The organism is Mucilaginibacter myungsuensis (assembly GCF_015222005.1).
Lineage (GTDB): Bacteria > Bacteroidota > Bacteroidia > Sphingobacteriales > Sphingobacteriaceae > Mucilaginibacter > Mucilaginibacter myungsuensis.
Map to the genome: position 1 here is coordinate 432,194 of NZ_JADFFL010000003.1, position 16,346 is coordinate 448,539.

Annotated in this window: 19 protein-coding genes; 9 read left to right on the top strand and 10 right to left on the bottom strand. The window is 46.8% G+C overall.

The genetic code is table 11. The features are described from left to right. Positions 1–52: 52 nt before the first annotated feature. The 5 genes from IRJ16_RS09500 (at position 53) to IRJ16_RS09520 (ending at position 5,877) form a co-directional block, all read left to right on the top strand. On the top strand, positions 53–1,534 hold the full coding sequence (locus IRJ16_RS09500) for a TlpA family protein disulfide reductase (protein WP_228079981.1): 1,482 nt from the start codon (positions 53–55) through the stop codon (positions 1,532–1,534). A gap of 158 nt (positions 1,535–1,692) precedes the next feature. Further along, positions 1,693–2,202: a hypothetical protein gene (locus IRJ16_RS09505; RefSeq protein ID WP_194111308.1), complete on the top strand. Its 510-nt coding sequence runs from the start codon at positions 1,693–1,695 to the stop codon at positions 2,200–2,202. A gap of 146 nt (positions 2,203–2,348) precedes the next feature. Next, complete coding sequence (locus tag IRJ16_RS09510) at positions 2,349–3,287, top strand: lysophospholipid acyltransferase family protein (protein ID WP_194111309.1); 939 nt, start codon at positions 2,349–2,351, stop codon at positions 3,285–3,287. A gap of 239 nt (positions 3,288–3,526) precedes the next feature. Then, positions 3,527–4,855, top strand: a complete 1,329-nt coding sequence (locus IRJ16_RS09515) for a cytochrome ubiquinol oxidase subunit I (protein ID WP_194111310.1) — start codon at positions 3,527–3,529, stop codon at positions 4,853–4,855. Beyond that, the gene (locus IRJ16_RS09520) at positions 4,852–5,877 is read left to right on the top strand and encodes a cytochrome d ubiquinol oxidase subunit II (RefSeq protein ID WP_317174005.1); all 1,026 of its coding nucleotides are present in this window, start codon (positions 4,852–4,854) and stop codon (positions 5,875–5,877) included. The genes IRJ16_RS09515 and IRJ16_RS09520 overlap by 4 nt, the downstream gene beginning before the upstream one ends. Before the next feature lie 154 nt (positions 5,878–6,031). Here the strand turns inward: IRJ16_RS09520 and IRJ16_RS09525 are convergent, their stop codons facing one another. Continuing rightward, complete coding sequence (locus IRJ16_RS09525; protein ID WP_194111311.1) at positions 6,032–6,517, bottom strand: hypothetical protein; 486 nt, start codon at positions 6,515–6,517, stop codon at positions 6,032–6,034. 87 nt (positions 6,518–6,604) lie between these two features. Next, a complete protein-coding gene (locus IRJ16_RS09530; protein WP_194111312.1) occupies positions 6,605–6,958 on the bottom strand; it encodes a hypothetical protein in 354 nt (117 codons plus the stop codon). Positions 6,959–7,256: 298 nt separating this feature from the next. Between IRJ16_RS09530 and IRJ16_RS09535 the strand changes: the two genes are divergently transcribed. The 3 genes from IRJ16_RS09535 (at position 7,257) to IRJ16_RS09545 (ending at position 9,693) form a co-directional block, all read left to right on the top strand. Next, the gene (locus IRJ16_RS09535) at positions 7,257–7,727 is read left to right on the top strand and encodes an MgtC/SapB family protein (RefSeq protein WP_194111313.1); all 471 of its coding nucleotides are present in this window, start codon (positions 7,257–7,259) and stop codon (positions 7,725–7,727) included. A 121-nt stretch (positions 7,728–7,848) separates the two neighbouring features. Then, a complete protein-coding gene (locus tag IRJ16_RS09540) occupies positions 7,849–8,457 on the top strand; it encodes a YceI family protein (RefSeq protein ID WP_194111314.1) in 609 nt (202 codons plus the stop codon). 147 nt (positions 8,458–8,604) lie between these two features. Next, the gene (locus IRJ16_RS09545; protein ID WP_194111315.1) at positions 8,605–9,693 is read left to right on the top strand and encodes an acyltransferase family protein; all 1,089 of its coding nucleotides are present in this window, start codon (positions 8,605–8,607) and stop codon (positions 9,691–9,693) included. Between the two features lie 140 nt (positions 9,694–9,833). Here the strand turns inward: IRJ16_RS09545 and IRJ16_RS09550 are convergent, their stop codons facing one another. The 7 genes from IRJ16_RS09550 to IRJ16_RS09580 form a co-directional block, all read right to left on the bottom strand. Then, on the bottom strand, positions 9,834–10,955 hold the full coding sequence (locus IRJ16_RS09550) for an MBL fold metallo-hydrolase (protein WP_194111316.1): 1,122 nt from the start codon (positions 10,953–10,955) through the stop codon (positions 9,834–9,836). Beyond that, positions 10,955–11,368, bottom strand: coding sequence for a VOC family protein (locus IRJ16_RS09555; RefSeq protein ID WP_194111317.1), 414 nt, complete (start codon positions 11,366–11,368; stop codon positions 10,955–10,957). Before IRJ16_RS09555 ends, IRJ16_RS09550 begins: the two co-directional genes overlap by 1 nt. A gap of 51 nt (positions 11,369–11,419) precedes the next feature. Beyond that, a complete protein-coding gene (gene bioD / locus IRJ16_RS09560) occupies positions 11,420–12,058 on the bottom strand; it encodes a dethiobiotin synthase (protein ID WP_194111318.1) in 639 nt (212 codons plus the stop codon). After that, a complete protein-coding gene (locus tag IRJ16_RS09565; RefSeq protein WP_194111320.1) occupies positions 12,055–13,176 on the bottom strand; it encodes an aminotransferase class I/II-fold pyridoxal phosphate-dependent enzyme in 1,122 nt (373 codons plus the stop codon). Before IRJ16_RS09565 ends, bioD begins: the two co-directional genes overlap by 4 nt. A gap of 73 nt (positions 13,177–13,249) precedes the next feature. Next, complete coding sequence (locus IRJ16_RS09570) at positions 13,250–13,684, bottom strand: periplasmic heavy metal sensor (RefSeq protein WP_194111321.1); 435 nt, start codon at positions 13,682–13,684, stop codon at positions 13,250–13,252. Between the two features lie 155 nt (positions 13,685–13,839). Next, the gene (locus IRJ16_RS09575) at positions 13,840–14,283 is read right to left on the bottom strand and encodes a hypothetical protein (protein WP_194111323.1); all 444 of its coding nucleotides are present in this window, start codon (positions 14,281–14,283) and stop codon (positions 13,840–13,842) included. A 65-nt stretch (positions 14,284–14,348) separates the two neighbouring features. Next, positions 14,349–15,128 carry an XRE family transcriptional regulator gene (locus IRJ16_RS09580; RefSeq protein WP_194111324.1) on the bottom strand — a complete coding sequence of 260 codons (780 nt, stop codon included), beginning with the start codon at positions 15,126–15,128 and terminating at the stop codon, positions 14,349–14,351. 87 nt (positions 15,129–15,215) lie between these two features. Here IRJ16_RS09580 and IRJ16_RS09585 point away from each other — a divergent pair, with 87 nt between their 5' ends. Further along, a complete protein-coding gene (locus tag IRJ16_RS09585) occupies positions 15,216–15,572 on the top strand; it encodes a GIY-YIG nuclease family protein (protein WP_194111325.1) in 357 nt (118 codons plus the stop codon). A gap of 75 nt (positions 15,573–15,647) precedes the next feature. Here the strand turns inward: IRJ16_RS09585 and IRJ16_RS09590 are convergent, their stop codons facing one another. Further along, positions 15,648–16,250, bottom strand: a complete 603-nt coding sequence (locus IRJ16_RS09590; protein WP_194111326.1) for a fasciclin domain-containing protein — start codon at positions 16,248–16,250, stop codon at positions 15,648–15,650. Positions 16,251–16,346 lie beyond the last annotated feature (96 nt).

Sequence of the window (16,346 nt, forward strand, 5' to 3'; positions counted from 1 at the left end):
GTCGTCAACTAAACTGTTCCCGACCCCCAATACCTGCTACATACCTACAAACATGAAAAAAAGTATCCTCATTATTTTCGCGCTGGCATCAACAGTTAGCTATGCGCAAACTAAAACAGCTACCGTAAGCGGCAAATTCGGCATCCGCCCGTCGGACACGGTGACGCTCGAAAAAGGCGATCATAAGCCTATCAAGATCCCCGTAGCCAAGGATAATACCTTTAAATCGACATTCAAGTTAGATAGCGGCGACTATTACCGCTTCAACGGCATGCCGCTGTACCTGGCCCCGCAGATGGATCTGAGCATAGATCTGGCCAAAACCACCGGCCCTACCTTTAGCGGCAAAGGCGGCGCCGAGAACCAGGCCATGCTGGATATCAACAAGAACATCAATAAAAATCTGCCATTCGAGAACGCGGAGCTTTTCCAAAAACCGCTGGATATGCCGCTGGCCGACTTCCTGAAACAGATGGACGAGTATAAAGCAAGCTCGCTCCAACTGATCGCCGATACCAAAGGCACGCCTTACTACACCAAAACCCAGCAGCAAGCGGTGGACTATAACATCCGCTCGGCCATATCTAAGTATCATTTAAAATATGGCATCGACCCGGTGATCCAAAAACAGTCTATGGATTACATGGTGGCTAACATAGCTAACCGCCCGGCCGATTTTATGACCAAGGTGATGGAGTATCAAAATAAGATGCATGTACTGAGATTACCGATAGAAGACACGCAAACCATATTTAGCAAAGTTTGGGAAGGCTTTGATGTGAACAACGCCAACCTGTATAAATTTTCGGATACCTATCGCACCATGTTAGATCAGCGCCTAAGTACGCTACAAGCTTTAGAGGGTAGCCGCACGCCAAGCTTTAGGGGCAGGAACATCTATCAACAAAAACTCCTGACCATCGGTAAAGAGGTAAGCAACCCTTACGTGAAAGACCGCCTGCTGTACACCGCCATGCAAATGGTGATCCGCCCCGGCGATAGCCTGACGGTTGATTATAATAAATATATGACCGTTGCTACCGACCCGTATTACAAGGACCTGGTGACAGCATCATACAACAACCTGTTAAAATATAGCCCGGGTAAACCCGCCCCACTGTTCACCTACAACACACCCGACGAAAAACCGGTATCCTTAAGCAGCTTAAAAGGCAGCTACGTTTACATTGATGTTTGGGCCACCTGGTGCGGTCCGTGCATTGCCGAGATACCATCGTTAAAAAAGGTGGAGGAACAATATCATGACAAGAATATCAAATTTGTAAGCTTGTCTATCGATGACCTGAAGGACAAGACCAAATGGAAAAATTATGTGGCCGATAACAAACTTGGCGGCATACAGATCATGGCTGATAATGCCTGGAAGTCGGGCTTTGTAAAGAGCCTGAATATTAACAGCATCCCGCGCTTTATTTTGATAGACCCGAAAGGTAATATCGTATCGGCCGATGCTCCGCGCCCGTCGAATGCGGAGTTGGTGAAGTTGCTGGATAAGTCGTTAGAGACGATGTAACCGATCGCCTAACAGAAATTTAAGTAACGCCTCCCGGACATTGCTCCGCGAGGCGTTCTTTTTTTAATGAATATTTAATGCGCCCATATATTTCTAACTACCAATTAGTTATATTTGGATATCACACCTTAAGTATTCACCCGCTAACCTTTACGATCATGCCGAACCACCTTTCAACCTTAGGGATCATCCACACCATCATTAGCATTTTTGCCCTTATTGCCGCCTTTGTTGCCTTGCCAAGGTACGGGCGCATCAGCCCGCGCAGTGCTACAGGGAAGGTCTACATTTTCCTGACCGTCATCACCTGCCTTACCGGCTTCCCTATCATGCGCTTTGGGCATCCAAGTCCGGGCCATTTTTTAGGGCTGATCATCTTGCTGATCCTGCCTGTTGCAGTCTACGCGAGATCCATAAAATTTTTAGGGCAAGCATGGGCTTATGTCGAAGTGATTCTGATGAGTACCACGCTATTTCTATCATTGGTACCAGCGGTGAACGAGACCCTGACGCGCCTGCCTATCGAAGCACCCTTAGCTACCGGACCGGATTCTCCTATCTTAAAAATGTCCTTGCTGGTTTTATTGCTGTTGTATTTTGCAGGCGTAACCTATCAGGTGATCAAACTGAAAAAGAACATCAAGCTGAGCGGACGTGTTGTGATGTAGTGCCAGCCCTGTTTGGTCAACCGATCTGTCAATGTTTCGTCTTGGAGGCTGACTTTTGTAACCAAATAGTCAAAAATTAAAAACCTGCTTTAACCATTTTCTAATGGCCATTATTTTTGCAGCTCATCTATCTAAACGCTGGAAAAATGGTACGCAAGGCATTTTCTGCAATAGCTTTAGGGCTACTTTACCTCATATCACTGTTACCGCTTCGGTTTTTATATTTTTTGGCCGACGGCTTCTATTTCATCCTCTATTACGTGGTGGGTTACCGCCGCAAGGTGATAGACCAGAACCTGCAGAACGCCTTCCCCGAAAAGACAGCGACCGAACGCGAACTGATCCGCAAGAACTACACCCACTATCTGGCAGATATGGTGGTAGAGACCGTGAAGTTGCTGACCATGTCGGCTAAGCAGGTGCGCGAACGGGTGACGGTGTCCAACACCAAACTGGTGACCGATGCCTTCAATGCCGGGCAGAGCGTGATCGGTGTGCTGGGCCATTACGGCAATTGGGAAATGAATGCGCTAAGGTTCAGTCAATTGTTTAAGGAGCGCCGGGTGATCGTTTATAAGCCACTGAGCAATAAATTGTTCGATCGGATGATGATGCGGATGCGGTCGCGCTTTGGGGCTACGCTGGTAGCTATGAAAGATACGGCCCGCAAGTTGGTCGAATTCCGCCGCGAACCTACGGTGACCGTGTTGGTGGGCGACCAAACCCCGGCCCGATCAGACATCAAATATTTTACCCAATTCCTTAATCAGCCTACGGCGGTGTTCCTTGGTCCCGAAAAATTAGCTAAGATGACCAATAGCGTGGTAGTTTTTTGCGACATCAGGCCTACCGGGCGCGGGCATTACCATTGCAACTTTGTGCCGCTGTATAATTCGCCTAAGGAGACCGCCGAACACGAGATCACCGATACCCATGTGCACTATCTGGAAGAAGTGATCCGCCAAAAACCGCAGTACTGGCTATGGAGCCACCGCCGCTGGAAATTTCAACCACAGGACGTTTTTGGGCAGGATGCTGCCGAGCTTACCATGGCCCCGCTTAATACGTTACAAGCCTCCGCGTAACTCATTTACGCCCCAATTATTTCAATTTATTTTCGGTATAAATTGCATTTAGTACTTGACAAGCCGGCGGCATTCCCGTCGGTTTTTTGTATATTTGTATCGTTCATGTTACATCAATTATCCGGACGTGAATGCCCCTGCCATCCGGCATTTTGATGAACAAATTTACCCTTCCGTAGTATCCGCGGACCGCGTTCATTTCTTATTGAACTTTTATCACTTATCCTATCCATCTAACTATGGACGACTTTTTAGCTGCCCGCTCCCAAATGGCCCTTTCGTTAGGGTTCCACATCATTTTTTCGTGCATTGGCATGGTCATGCCGTTCTTCATGGCTGTATCGCATTACCTGTGGCTGCGCACCGGGAATGAGAACTATAAGAACGTGACCAAAGCCTGGAGCAAAGGTGTGGCCATCTTCTTCGCTACCGGCGCGGTATCGGGCACGGTACTTTCTTTTGAGTTAGGCTTGCTGTGGCCAACGTTTATGAAACACGCCGGGCCGATATTTGGTATGCCATTCTCGCTGGAAGGTACGGCCTTTTTTATCGAGGCTATCGCGCTGGGTTTTTACCTGTATGGTTGGGATAAATTTAACCGCTGGTTCCATTGGCTGACGGGCGTGATGGTAGGTATTACCGGTATCGCATCGGGCATATTAGTGGTGGCGGCCAATAGCTGGATGAACAGCCCGTCGGGCTTCGACTTTGTGAATGGCCAGTATCTCAACATCGACCCGATGAAAGCCATGTTCAACCAGGGTTGGTTCTCGCAAGCGCTGCACATGTGTATAGCAGCCTTCGCGGCAACGGGTTTCGCGGTGGCTGGTATCCACGCGCTGATGATGTTGCGGAAACAGAATGTTGGCTTCCATAAAGCATCATTTAAGATATCGGCCGTGTTCGCCATTGTGGCGGCGTTTTTGCAACCTTTAAGCGGCGATATTTCGGCCAAGTTCGTGGCTAAAAGTCAGCCCGCAAAATTGGCCGCTATGGAGGCCCATTTTAAGACGGATACGCACGTCCCGCTGATCATCGGCGGCATTCCCGACACTAAAAAGCAGGAAGTTAATTATGCCATAAAACTACCCGGCGTGCTCAGCTGGATGATCACCGGCGACCCCGCAAAACCTGTTACAGGTTTAGACCGGATCCTTGTGAAAGATCAGCCACCTGTAGCGGTAACACATTATGCCTTCCAGATCATGGTCGGGTTGGGTATGATGATGATGGCGATAGGCGCGATAGGCCTGGCGGCATTTTTTAAGTGGCGGCAATGGCTGCACCAGCCTTGGTTCTTAAAACTATTTATTGCCGCTACCCCGGCCGGGTTTATCGCCGTAGAGGCTGGCTGGACGGTGACCGAAGTTGGTCGCCAACCCTGGATCATTAACGGCGTAATGCGCACGGCCGACGCGGTAACACCTATGCCGGGTATTCAATACTCATTCTACCTGTTCACGGCGGTTTACGTAACGCTGTCCATCGTGGTGGTATTCCTGCTAAAACGCCAGATCCAAATGGTGCCGGTGATCTATGATAAACCTCAGCTGAACCCTGCCTTATGATGCTCTATATCGTTATCGCTTTTTTATGGTGGTCTATTCTGCTCTATCTTTTGATGGGTGGGGCCGATTACGGCGCCGGTATCCTGGAGTTACTCACCCGGGAGGGTAACCGCGCCGGGCTTAAAAAGACAGCCTACCGCGCCATCGGGCCGATCTGGGAAGCCAACCACATGTGGTTGATCATTGCCGTAGTGATCATTTTTGTAGGTTTCCCCGATGTTTACTCGCTGGTATCGGTCCACTTGCACATCCCCTTGACTATTATGCTGATGGGTATCATTGCAAGGGGCACGGCCTTCACGTTCCGTAATTACGATGCTGTACACGATAGCTGGCACCGCCTTTACGACAGGATCTATATGTATTCCAGTTTTATCACCCCCATGTTTTTGGGGATCATTGCCGCTACAGCTATCTCAGGCAGGATAGATACCGATGCTACCGACTTCCCATCCGGTTACATCCTTAACTGGTTCAACTGGTTCCCGCTTAGTGTTGGTTTGTTCACGGTATGTTTATGCGGGTCCTTAGCGGCCATATTTTTGGCAGGAGAAGTTCCCGGCAGCGACGAAAAATGGCGCTTCATCCGCAAAGCCAAACAGATGAACGGACTGGCAACCCTATTCATGGTACTGCTGTTTGTGAGCGCATCTTTACAAGGCATCCCACTGTTCCGCTGGTTGTTCGGGAATGTCATCAGTCTGATCGCTGATGTCATCGCCGCCGCGTCTCTGGCCATGACCTGGTATATGATCTACCAAAGCAGGGTAAAAACTTCCCGTTTTTATGCCGGGTTGATGGTGATGTCTTTACTGATATCGGTCAGCTATCCTCACTTTCCTAATATCGTATTGTTGAAGAATGGCGGTTCGTTATCTATCCTTGATCACGCCGCGCCCTCGGCAACCATTAATGCCTTGGGTATCGCCTTGCTGGCGGGTAGCGTATTCATTTTGCCGGCTTTGGTTTATTTGATCTGGAGTTTTGCGAAGAAGCGGTCGGTTGTTGATGAAGACCATTAAACTTTGTGGCTAATTTAACCACTAAGGACACAAAGAGAGGAAGCACAAAGGACACAAAGCTATGCAAAGGGGGCTTTGTCAATTGTTGAGGGTCAACTGTGGCTGAATAATTACAGATGAAGGGTTGAGGTTAGCGTAGAGAATAAATACAAGTTCAGAAAGGATTACGGCCACTTAATAACCTGACCATTCGATGTTTGATCAAACTTGACAAAGTCCCTCCTACAGATTCGATCCAATTCGGGTATGCCTCATCCATGTAAGCCTCATAAACTATAGGGTCTTCTTGATCTTCGTCTAAATAAACGAATAAAAATTGCGTTCCTGCATTATAAACATCAATAACGAAGAACGGGCGCGTAATACAATAATTTCTTCCGAAAGAGGTAAGATATGCTCTTGAAGATCCTTGCATTTCTGCTTGAGAGTCGTTCAATCCATAGTCAAGCACGTAGCAATCGTTGCCCGCCAACAACAATAGCTCCCTTAACGCGACTGGGAATTGCTGACCACTGTTATAAATATTTTCTAAACTAACGACCTCGGTAACGGAGATGGGTTCAAGCACTTTAACGTAATCGGAACCTTCTTTACGAAAAGTAGGATGCTCGACAAGCTTTTTTAAATCTTTGATCTCCATATCAGTTTATTATTTTTAAGCCTTTGCGCTTACTGGCTTCAGTCTGTAACTGAACACCTACAGACTTCCCCTCATCATTCTCCAATACTATTTCTTCTTCCCCAAAAACATCCATCCACCCAGAACTGACGCCGGAGCGAATACCGCCATCGCCTGCACCTGTGTCCAAGAGCTACCTGTCGACTTTAACATAGAGAACAACGCGAAACCTGCTATAATGACCGCCAGTGCAAAATTAGGTTTAAGATCATTGGTCCGGGCAATGAGTTGCAGCACATAGCCCGCCACCATCGACCAGAATGCGCCGTAAACCGCCGTCAGCAATTGGAAACCGCCCGTAGCCGGGGCATGGGGCTTATGACCGGATAGCTGAAAGTATGCCACACCGGTGATCACAAAGATGGTATAACCGGCTATCACGCCTAAAATTTTCCTTACCATGGATCTCAGCTTATACTACTAAAAGATACTAAATCATCCGCCTGCCTAAGTTCGTATTTTGGTCGCACAAAAAATTCAAGCGACTCGCCTAAAATTAATACGACCAGCCAACATGGTTTACGTCATTAAGTCAGGACATTTTCAACAAACTGACTGTCAGTTACTTATAATATTCTAATTTTAAAAAATGTTAACCTTTGTAAACTTTCATTTTGCGGCGACGAAAATTCTGTATCAACGAAAACCTTTTAGACCACTTACCACAAACAATTGCGCCGAAACGCTATTTTAGTACCCAATGGAGTTGATAGAAGAATTACATATCGTACTGAAACTAATAGCGGCATTTATATTGGGCGCATTTATCGGCTTCGATCGCGAGCGGGATGGCAAAAGCGCCGGGGTGCGCACCTACGCGGCCGTTTGTTTAGGATCGACGTTATTTACCGATATCGGCCAAAACCTGGGCGATATCTCTGCCGGCTCGCGCATTATCTCTAATATCATTTCGGGTATCGGTTTCCTTGGCGCCGGTATCATCTTTAAGAACGAGAAGACAAACTCGGCCGAGGGCCTTACTACCGCCGCTACGGTTTGGTGTACTGCCGCTATTGGCGTTGCGGTGGGTTTGGATATGTTCATTATCGCTATAGTTGGCGCAGTAGCGGTTTATAGCCTGCTTACGCTTCCTAAATTCGGCTTCTACGTCCGCTGGAAAAAAAGCATCAAACAAAAGCGGGGGCCACAGGACGATGAATATCCTGATTGATGACGTTACTTATCTGATCAAAAGCAGAATTTACATCCTTTACATTTTAATTTACAGTTTTTACAGCGCCCGTTCTGTTGGTCGTTAATAGGTTTGCAGCATCAACAAAACAATTGATGCCATGCTAAAAAAACCTTTATTTTTTGTTACGCTTGCCTTGTTCACCCTTTCGGTGCGCGCACAGACCTATCAGTTAGATGTTAAAAAAAGTAAGATCCTTTGGGATACCCGCAAAGTTGTCGGTCAGCACCAGGGCGACATCCTATTCAAAAGCGGCGTACTGAATAACGTTGTAGGCGGCAGGCCTGATAACGGCACCTTTGTGATTGACATGAATACCATGCGATCTACCGACCGCAAGAAAAAATCGGAGAACAACAAGGTGGACCGGGAGATGCGCACACCGGGTTTCTTTGACGTGAAGAAACACCCGACGGCAGCGATGACGGTGAAGTCGGTCACCTACTCTGCCGGTACGATCTACAAAGTCACCGGGGATCTTACCATCAAAGGCATCACCCACCCTATCGCCTTTGATGCCGACATCCAAACCAACGCCGACCAACTGACCACCAAGGCTGATATCGCCTTCGACCGCGAAAAGTGGGAGATAGACTTTCAGCAGAAAAAGAAAGACTGGAACTTTTTTGATGCAATAAAGAACCAAGCCGTAGCCAATATGATAGCCGTTAAACTGGATCTGGTGTTTAATAAACAAGTGGCCAGATAGCATCATCGAGAACTTTGCGCCCCCGCTCCTACCTGTTGAATTTCATGGTAAAAATGCTCCGGGGAAAAGTATGGGGCGCAAAGTTGATCGGGCAATGCAACACGCTTATTACTTGCACTTACCCGTGGTAAAGGGTATAATTGCGGTATGTCTACCCAAACCAATACCGACCTTTTAAAGACCAGGCAACATTTTGAGATACTCGACGGGCTGCGCGGCATAGCGGCCATATCTGTAGTGGTGTTCCACTTTATGGAGATAGCCGTGCCCGATTACAAGGAGAGTTTCATCGCCCACGCTTACCTGGCAGTCGATTTCTTTTTTTGCCTTTCGGGCTTTGTCATAGCCTATGCTTATGATGCTAAGTTGAAAGATATCGGTTTGGCTGCGTTCTTTAAACTGAGGTTGATCCGCCTGCATCCGTTAGTGATCATTGGGTCGATATTGGGCTTGCTCTGTTTTGTGTTCGATCCGTGGAGCGACCTGTTTATCAAAAAGGGTATTAAAGATTCGGTGATCATGTTCGTAACGTCGTGCTTTATGATTCCCTACCCTAACATGCCCGAGCGATATTTTAACCTGTTCCACCTTAACCCACCAAGCTGGTCGCTGTTTTGGGAATATATCGCCAACATTGTTTACGCCTTCGTATTTGTAAAGATGAACAATAAATGGACGTGGTTATTGCTACTGGTGGCCGCCGGACTGTTATGCTACGAGTCGTACTTAGAAGGCCAACTAAGCGTAGGCTGGGGCGCGACCAACTTTTGGGGCGGCCCGGTAAGGGTGTTCTACTCTTTTGTTGTCGGGATGCTGGTTTACCGTAGCCGGTGGATGATCAAGTCGAACTTAGGATTTTTACCCATTGGTCTGCTTACACTGGCAGCTTTCCTGATACCGTTCCGCTCAGCCCAGATCAATCGTGTTGTCGATGCCTTGGTGGTGCTGTTCTACTTCCCGTTCCTGGTCGCTTTGGGCGCAGGTGCTACTTTACGTCCGTCGTTAAAAAGGATCTGCCAATGGTCGGGTGAGATATCTTATCCGTTATACATGGTTCATTACGGCTTCATTTGGCTATACATGAGCTGGATAGAGAAATTTAAACCCACACTTGGGGATATGACCATCGTGCTCATCATTGGCACTATTGCCTTACTGCTTTTGGCTAAAGCAATATTGAAGTGGGTGGATGAACCGATACGGAAGAAGTTGAAGGGTGTGATGATTAAGCGGTAACTTTTTTCTTAACCACAAAGGACACAAAGAAAGAAAGCACAAAGGACACAAAGCTTTGCAAGTATTATAAACTATGCCTTTGTGCCCTTTGCGAAAATCTTTGTGCACTTCGTGGTTAATCTTCACTCGATCTCATATTATCAATGCCAACTCTCATCCCACCAGGGATCCAACTTTGGTTTAGATCCGATAACATAAGGCTCGCCCAGCATGGGTACCGATACCGCTTGCTTTAAACTATCGGCCGACTTTAAGAATAAGCGCACCGGCTCATCCCAAGGATGGTAGGCTTCAGCAAATTTGGCCCAGTGCACGGGAATGGCCGTTTTGGCTTTCAGATCAATGACCGCTTGCACACTTTGCGAGGGGTGCATGTGGGTGGTTTTCCAATTATCGTTATACTGCCCGCACTCGATCATGGCCAGATCCATTGGTCCATATTTATCACCGATCTTTTTAAAATGCGTTCCATAGCCGGTATCGCCACTGAAGAAAACTTTACGCCCTCCGGCGTCGATCACGTATGATGCCCACAAAGTGCGGTTACCTTTAAATACCCTACCCGAGCGGTGCCGCGCGGGCGTGGCGGTTATCTTAATGCCACTTGTGGTGGATGCCGACTCGTCCCAGTTTAACTCGGTTATGATCTTTGGATCGTAACCCCAATGGATGAAGTGTGAGCCAACACCTTTGGGTACGACCACACGTTTTACTTTATCTTTCAGTTTTACAACGGTGCCCATATCCAGGTGATCGTAATGATCGTGAGATATGATCAGCACATCAATAACAGGCATATCCTTCGTTTTGTATTCGTCACTACCGTGATAGGGCTTGATCATCCAACTGAAAGGTCCTGTAAAGCCGCTGAATTGCGGGTCGGCCAGAATATTTCCCTGCTTGGTCTTAAGCAGGAACGATGAATGCCCGAACCAAACTACCGTAGGTGTATCAGCAGGCAAAGCATTCAGATCTGCCTTTACCCATGGCAATTCGTGATCTGGTGTAACATAGGCAGGCTTACTACGCAAACTCCAGGTCAATATCCGCAAAGGGTTGATCTTACGGGGCTTCTGCTGCCCGGCAGTATCCAGGTTACGGAATCCATAGAGACTGTCGTAATTAGCCAAAGCCGCTATCCCTTTCAGATGCTCCCCGGCAGGTATGCGGCCTGTCGAACGGATAGCATTGCAGCTATCGTAAACAATTACGGTCAGCAGTAATAAGATCAGTGTAGCAAGGTGACGCGGCTTTATCCCCATTATTTTAAGATCTGGTTAAACTCCAAACGCTCACCATCTGGCCCTACGATGTTGAAGTATTTGCAACCTTTCGTCCAAAATTGCAGGAATATAGGCTGTAGTTCGATGATAGTGAACCCGGCCTCTTTAACGGCGGCGAAGGTTTCGTCGATATCGTCCACATCAAAAGCGATATGATCTATATGACCATTGCCGCGATTGCGGACCTCGTCGAGAGCGGCCTCAGGCATTTGGTATAGTTCAACAATAATATCGCCTAACTGCATCATTATCACATCGCCTTTACCGGCTACGTGATCAAATTGGGCGGTCATCGCATTAGCAAAACCTAAACGTTGGTAAAACTTTTCAGACTCCTTAATATCTGTTACCGGGATACCGATGTGTTGCAGGTGGTTGATCTTGATAGGCATGTGTTGCGCGATGTTGGGTTGATGTACCAGATAAACGGCTTTACAGCAGCTTTAGTTTATTAAATTTTGGATACCGGCATCTTTTAATTTCAAAGCTTGCCGGGCAATTTCTTCCCGATCAATAGCGGGTAGATTGGGGATATGGTAAAACGATATCGTACTTCCGACATGGGCTTGAATAATGCTCTCCGTGTATTCGTCAGCATCACCATTAAAAATGATAGCCTTGATATTAATGCCGCGACTTTTTAATGCTTCGATAGATAGCAATGTGTGGTTGATGCTGCCCAGGTAATTCCGCGATACCAGTACGGCGTCGGCATTTAGTTTTGGGATCAGGTCGATCACTAAATGTTTGTTATTCAGCGGGACCATTAAACCACCTGCGCCTTCGATCAAAAGCTGGTTATCTGTTTGCGGCAGCTGAAAATGATCAATATCGATATCCACACCATCCAGATCAGCCGACTTATGCGGCGAGAATGGCTGCGTCAATGCATAAGCTTCGGGATGGAATTTGGTGATCGGGTTGCTCACCAAACGCTTTACTTTAATGGTATCACTATTATCCAGATCACCTGCTTGCACAGGTTTCCAATAGTCGGCTTGCAGGGCTTCGGTCAGTATGGCCGATACTACGGTCTTGCCAACATCGGTACCAATACCGGTTACAAATATGGGGTTGCTCATAAGGTAAATTTATTGATGATGGTGGACAAACCAATAATTTCGGCCTCGGTATTAAAGCTGTGGATGCAGATGCGCAAACGCTCGGTGCCAGCAGCCACCGTCGGGCTTAATATCGGGCGAACGTCATAACCTGCTTGTTGTAGCTCAGTCGACAGGCTTTTTGCAGCATCGTTACTTTTCAGCAAGATGCACTGTATGGCGCTATCGCTTGGGATCAATTGGAGCGTCGCGTTAGCAAAACTTTGTTTGAAGAGATAGATGTTATGATGCAAGGCATCACGCTCATCTTCGCAACTATTCAGCAGGTCGTAAGCCACCTTAGCCGCCGCCACTTGATGAAATGGCGCAGCAGTAGTGTATATAAATGACCTCGAGAAATTGATCAGATATTGCCGCAGCACATCATTGCCCAACACAACGGCCCCATGGCATCCCAAAGCTTTACCGAACGTTACAACCTGTGCAAACACTCGCTCTTGTAAACCCAATTCGTCAACCAACCCTTTGCCAAACACTCCTGTGGCGTGGGCTTCATCTACGATGAGGTTGGCGTTGTATTCTTGTGCGATATCGGCGATGTCGGCAAGCGGGGCCGAATCGCCATCCATAGAGTAAATGCTCTCGATAGCAATGTAGATATTACCGGTAGCTTGTTTCAACTTGGCGATCAGGCTATCGGTATCATTGTGTTTAAACCGATAGCGGTTAGCATAACTTAGACGGCAACCATCGATAATAGAGGCATGTACCAACTCGTCGGTAATAATGGTATCGCCCTTTTGAGGGACGGATGAGAATAGGCCGACGTTAGCATCATAACCAGAGTTAAAGATCAAGCCCGCAGGATACCCTTGGTAACCGGCGATCTGTTTTTCCACATCTTCGGCATAAGTGGTATTGCCGGCCAACAGTCGCGAGCCTGTCGAACCAGTCATTATCACGGGATGCGCACTTACTTCCGAAGCAATAGCTTTGGCAAATTCAGGCGAGCGGGCAAAACCCAGATAATCGTTAGAGCAAAAGTCCACAAGAGCGTTTTCCGGCTTTAGCGTGCGGTAGTTGCCTGCCGCCTTGCGTTCGTCCAGTTTAGTTTGCAGATGTTGATCAGCGTTGCGCACTCCAATTAAATTTGGGCTAAAATAACGAAAGCGGCCCGTAAGCCGCTTTCATTATAACATATCTCTGCAAAAATTATTTTGTAGGAGGTGGAGGTGGGGTACCACCGCCTTGGCCACCCTGACCGCCGCCTTGTCCGCCACGGTTCATACGCTCTGCCATTTGTTTTTTGTAAACTTCTTTTTGCTCGTCGGTCAATACCGCTTGTATCTTAGCTTGATAAGTGGTCATTAACGGACGGAAAGCCTGCATCATCGCCTGGCGATCGTCGCCGGCGGCTTTCATAATGCTATCGCGTTTTGCAGTTTGCTCAGTGTAGATCGCTTTAACTTTAGCAGCCTGGTCATCGGTTAATTTTAAAGATGCAGTTAACGCTTTAGTCTGCTCTTCCGGCGTGCCGCCCATACGACCACGACCGCCACCTTGACCACCCTGGCCACCGCCACCTTGGGCAAAGCTCATTGCTGTTGCTCCTAATACAAAGCAAGCAGCTAATAATAATTTTTTCATTTTCAGTTTATTTTTAAGTTTAAAATAAAGATATACCCTAATAACGTCATTTACAACAGCAAGTGATAAACGATCATAAATGTTACGAAACCAGCCTGCTACAAACAACAAAAGCGGCCGATCAGCCGCTTTCGTAAAATATTATTTTGCAAACACTATTCGGTTGGAGGAGGCGGAGGCGTACCACCTTGTTGGCCACCCTGACCACCACCGCCACCTTGACGACGACGTGCCGCCTGCTCTTCCTGCGCTTTTTTCCAGGTCGCTTTTTGCTCGTCGGTAAGCAAAGCGGTTATTTTGTCGGTCTGCGCCTTCCTTAAAGGCTGCATAGCGGCCGTCATCGCTTGCCTGTCGCCGTTAGCAGCCGTGCGGATGCTATCCATCTTTTTAGTATCAGCAGCGTATATGGCTGTAACCTTGGCCAATTGATCGTCGGTCAGTGATAATTGCGTTTGTAGCCTTTTAGCCTGTTGCTCAGGAGTACCGCCCATACGGTTACCGCCCTGTCCACCGCCTTGACCACCCTGGCCGCCGCCCTGAGCAAAGCTCATAGCTGTTGCACCGATAACGAAGCAAGCAGCCAATAATAATTTCTTCATATCTTATTCAGTTTTAAAGTATAAGATAAAGATAGAGGCTATTAGTTTAGCTGCAACGTTGTAACTTAATTGTTGCTGTTTTTCTCCAGCTTAGATATCGACCGTTGCATCTGCGCCACCATGCCGGTCAGGCTCTCCATAGTAGGTTCAGGAGTGGGCTCAGGCAGGTGTGTGCTGAAATAACCTTTAGCTTTCCATATCTCAACGATATCCTCCGGGGCAACTTCGTAAGGGTCATATACCGGATTGTCCGACACCAGTTTTAAGCTCTTATTATCTTTAAAGCGGCTGGCTATCCTTTTATATACTACACCTTCGCTTTTAGATACCACTACATAGGTATCCCCTGCTTTGATATCGGCCCAGCGCTCCAGGTACTCACCTATAATAATACTGCCCGACTGCAGGGGCAACATCGAGTCGCCATTGATCTCGAAAGCACGATAAGTGCCTTGTTTGAACATCGGTAAATAGAACTTTGGCAGCGTAGCCACGTACTGCGGGTCAGCATAACCGTTAAGATAACCGGCGCTGGCTTTTACGGGTACCATCTCTATGTTTTCGTTATCCTCTTTATCAACCGTAATACTCAGGATGCGAAGATTATTAGGGTCGCCTTTGGGCTTTGGCTTCCAATTTTCGTCGATAGTTTCGTTAATAAAGTCGTCTAAAGTTACGTCAAAGAAAATTGCTAATTTTTTAAGCAGATCATACTTGGGATCAGCTCTATCCTCTTCATATGCACCTACTAATGAGCGCTTTATATTAACAGCATCAGCAAATGCCTGCTGTGTTAAACCCTTCTTTTTGCGAAGAAATTTGATGTTTTGTGAAATTAATGACATAAAAAATTTGGATTTACTAAATCTGTTAGTATCTTTATGCTCATAAAGTTAGTAACAATATTCCAGATCACCAAAATATTTATTAAAATGAGGAACTTTATTTATATCATCACCGATCGTAACCGCAATAATTTACACGTTGGTTTATGCCAGGATCTGCTTAAGACCTTAGATTTTTATGCCGAAATGCCTACGCTTTTCTTTGATAGCAGCAAGCATTTGAACCGCCTGGTATATTTTGAAGAGATCATTAACGACGATATGGCCATGGATCGTTTTAAATATGTAAGCACCTTCACTCGTCCGCAAAAGGAAAAACTGATCCGCTCTGCCAATGCCGATTGGACCGACCTTACCAAAGGTTTAAAATTGGAGCAACAATTATACAGCAGACCGGCCATCCGACCTTTGAACAACAGGTTACGCAAACCGCTTAATGCCTAACCAGATCGGGCTGAAATAAAATATGCATTAACGGTGTAAGGCATATGGTATAAATAAGTTGATAGAAGCCGCCGGTCAGATCACCCGGGGCTTCGGCATCAGCACACCGTTAACAATATGCAGCATCCCGTTGCTTTGTTTAAAATTAGACTGACTGATGGTGCATTGACCACCTGTTTCATCTGTCAACACTATGTTGCTATTTGCATCAATTGTAGCGATGAGTTTAGTACCTGCAAGGGTTGTAAAAGTTCCCCGTCCCTTGTGTTCTTTAATATTTTTGGCAATGTCATTCGCTGTTACTTTACCGGCAATAGCATGATAAGTTACAATACTGCTTAACTGATACTGATTCTCGGGCATTAGCAAACTATCCAGTTTACCGGCTGATATTTTAGCGAAGGCGCTATTCACCGGGGCAAAAACCGTTATAGGGCCTTTGCTTTCAAAAGTAGTGACCAATCCTGCTGCCTTAATAGCATCGAATAATACCGAACAATCTTTGGCTTTGGAGATATTCTCAGAGATACTCAACTCCGGAAGCATAATGCTCCCTCCGGCGGTCTTCTCTTTATTTGGCGATTTAGCAAACTTTGGAGTGAAAGGATCTTTGATCTGGGCAAAAGCGGTAACGATCGCCAGGTTAAATATGGTGGTTAAAATTATCTTCTTTATCATCGACCGTGACTAAACAAATAAAATGCCATGCATTTTATCCGGACGGCAAAAGTAACAAAAAAGGAGGCCTGCAACAGACCTCCCGTATATCGTCAT

What these genes read in the sequence shown, in the direction of transcription:
- IRJ16_RS09515 (WP_194111310.1), top strand. Translation starts at nt 3,527, where the DNA reads ATGGACGACTTTTTAGCTGCCCGCTCCCAAATGGCCCTTTCGTTAGGG.
- IRJ16_RS09590 (WP_194111326.1), bottom strand. Translation starts at nt 16,250, where the DNA reads ATGATAAAGAAGATAATTTTAACCACCATATTTAACCTGGCGATCGTT.
- IRJ16_RS09580 (WP_194111324.1), bottom strand. Translation starts at nt 15,128, where the DNA reads ATGTCATTAATTTCACAAAACATCAAATTTCTTCGCAAAAAGAAGGGT.
- IRJ16_RS09545 (WP_194111315.1), top strand. Translation starts at nt 8,605, where the DNA reads ATGTCTACCCAAACCAATACCGACCTTTTAAAGACCAGGCAACATTTT.
- IRJ16_RS09525 (WP_194111311.1), bottom strand. Translation starts at nt 6,517, where the DNA reads ATGGAGATCAAAGATTTAAAAAAGCTTGTCGAGCATCCTACTTTTCGT.
- IRJ16_RS09520 (WP_317174005.1), top strand. Translation starts at nt 4,852, where the DNA reads ATGATGCTCTATATCGTTATCGCTTTTTTATGGTGGTCTATTCTGCTC.
- IRJ16_RS09555 (WP_194111317.1), bottom strand. Translation starts at nt 11,368, where the DNA reads ATGCCTATCAAGATCAACCACCTGCAACACATCGGTATCCCGGTAACA.
- IRJ16_RS09530 (WP_194111312.1), bottom strand. Translation starts at nt 6,958, where the DNA reads ATGGTAAGGAAAATTTTAGGCGTGATAGCCGGTTATACCATCTTTGTG.
- bioD (WP_194111318.1), bottom strand. Translation starts at nt 12,058, where the DNA reads ATGAGCAACCCCATATTTGTAACCGGTATTGGTACCGATGTTGGCAAG.
- IRJ16_RS09500 (WP_228079981.1), top strand. Translation starts at nt 53, where the DNA reads ATGAAAAAAAGTATCCTCATTATTTTCGCGCTGGCATCAACAGTTAGC.
- IRJ16_RS09505 (WP_194111308.1), top strand. Translation starts at nt 1,693, where the DNA reads ATGCCGAACCACCTTTCAACCTTAGGGATCATCCACACCATCATTAGC.
- IRJ16_RS09550 (WP_194111316.1), bottom strand. Translation starts at nt 10,955, where the DNA reads ATGGGGATAAAGCCGCGTCACCTTGCTACACTGATCTTATTACTGCTG.
- IRJ16_RS09535 (WP_194111313.1), top strand. Translation starts at nt 7,257, where the DNA reads ATGGAGTTGATAGAAGAATTACATATCGTACTGAAACTAATAGCGGCA.
- IRJ16_RS09570 (WP_194111321.1), bottom strand. Translation starts at nt 13,684, where the DNA reads ATGAAAAAATTATTATTAGCTGCTTGCTTTGTATTAGGAGCAACAGCA.
- IRJ16_RS09575 (WP_194111323.1), bottom strand. Translation starts at nt 14,283, where the DNA reads ATGAAGAAATTATTATTGGCTGCTTGCTTCGTTATCGGTGCAACAGCT.
- IRJ16_RS09540 (WP_194111314.1), top strand. Translation starts at nt 7,849, where the DNA reads ATGCTAAAAAAACCTTTATTTTTTGTTACGCTTGCCTTGTTCACCCTT.
- IRJ16_RS09585 (WP_194111325.1), top strand. Translation starts at nt 15,216, where the DNA reads ATGAGGAACTTTATTTATATCATCACCGATCGTAACCGCAATAATTTA.
- IRJ16_RS09510 (WP_194111309.1), top strand. Translation starts at nt 2,349, where the DNA reads ATGGTACGCAAGGCATTTTCTGCAATAGCTTTAGGGCTACTTTACCTC.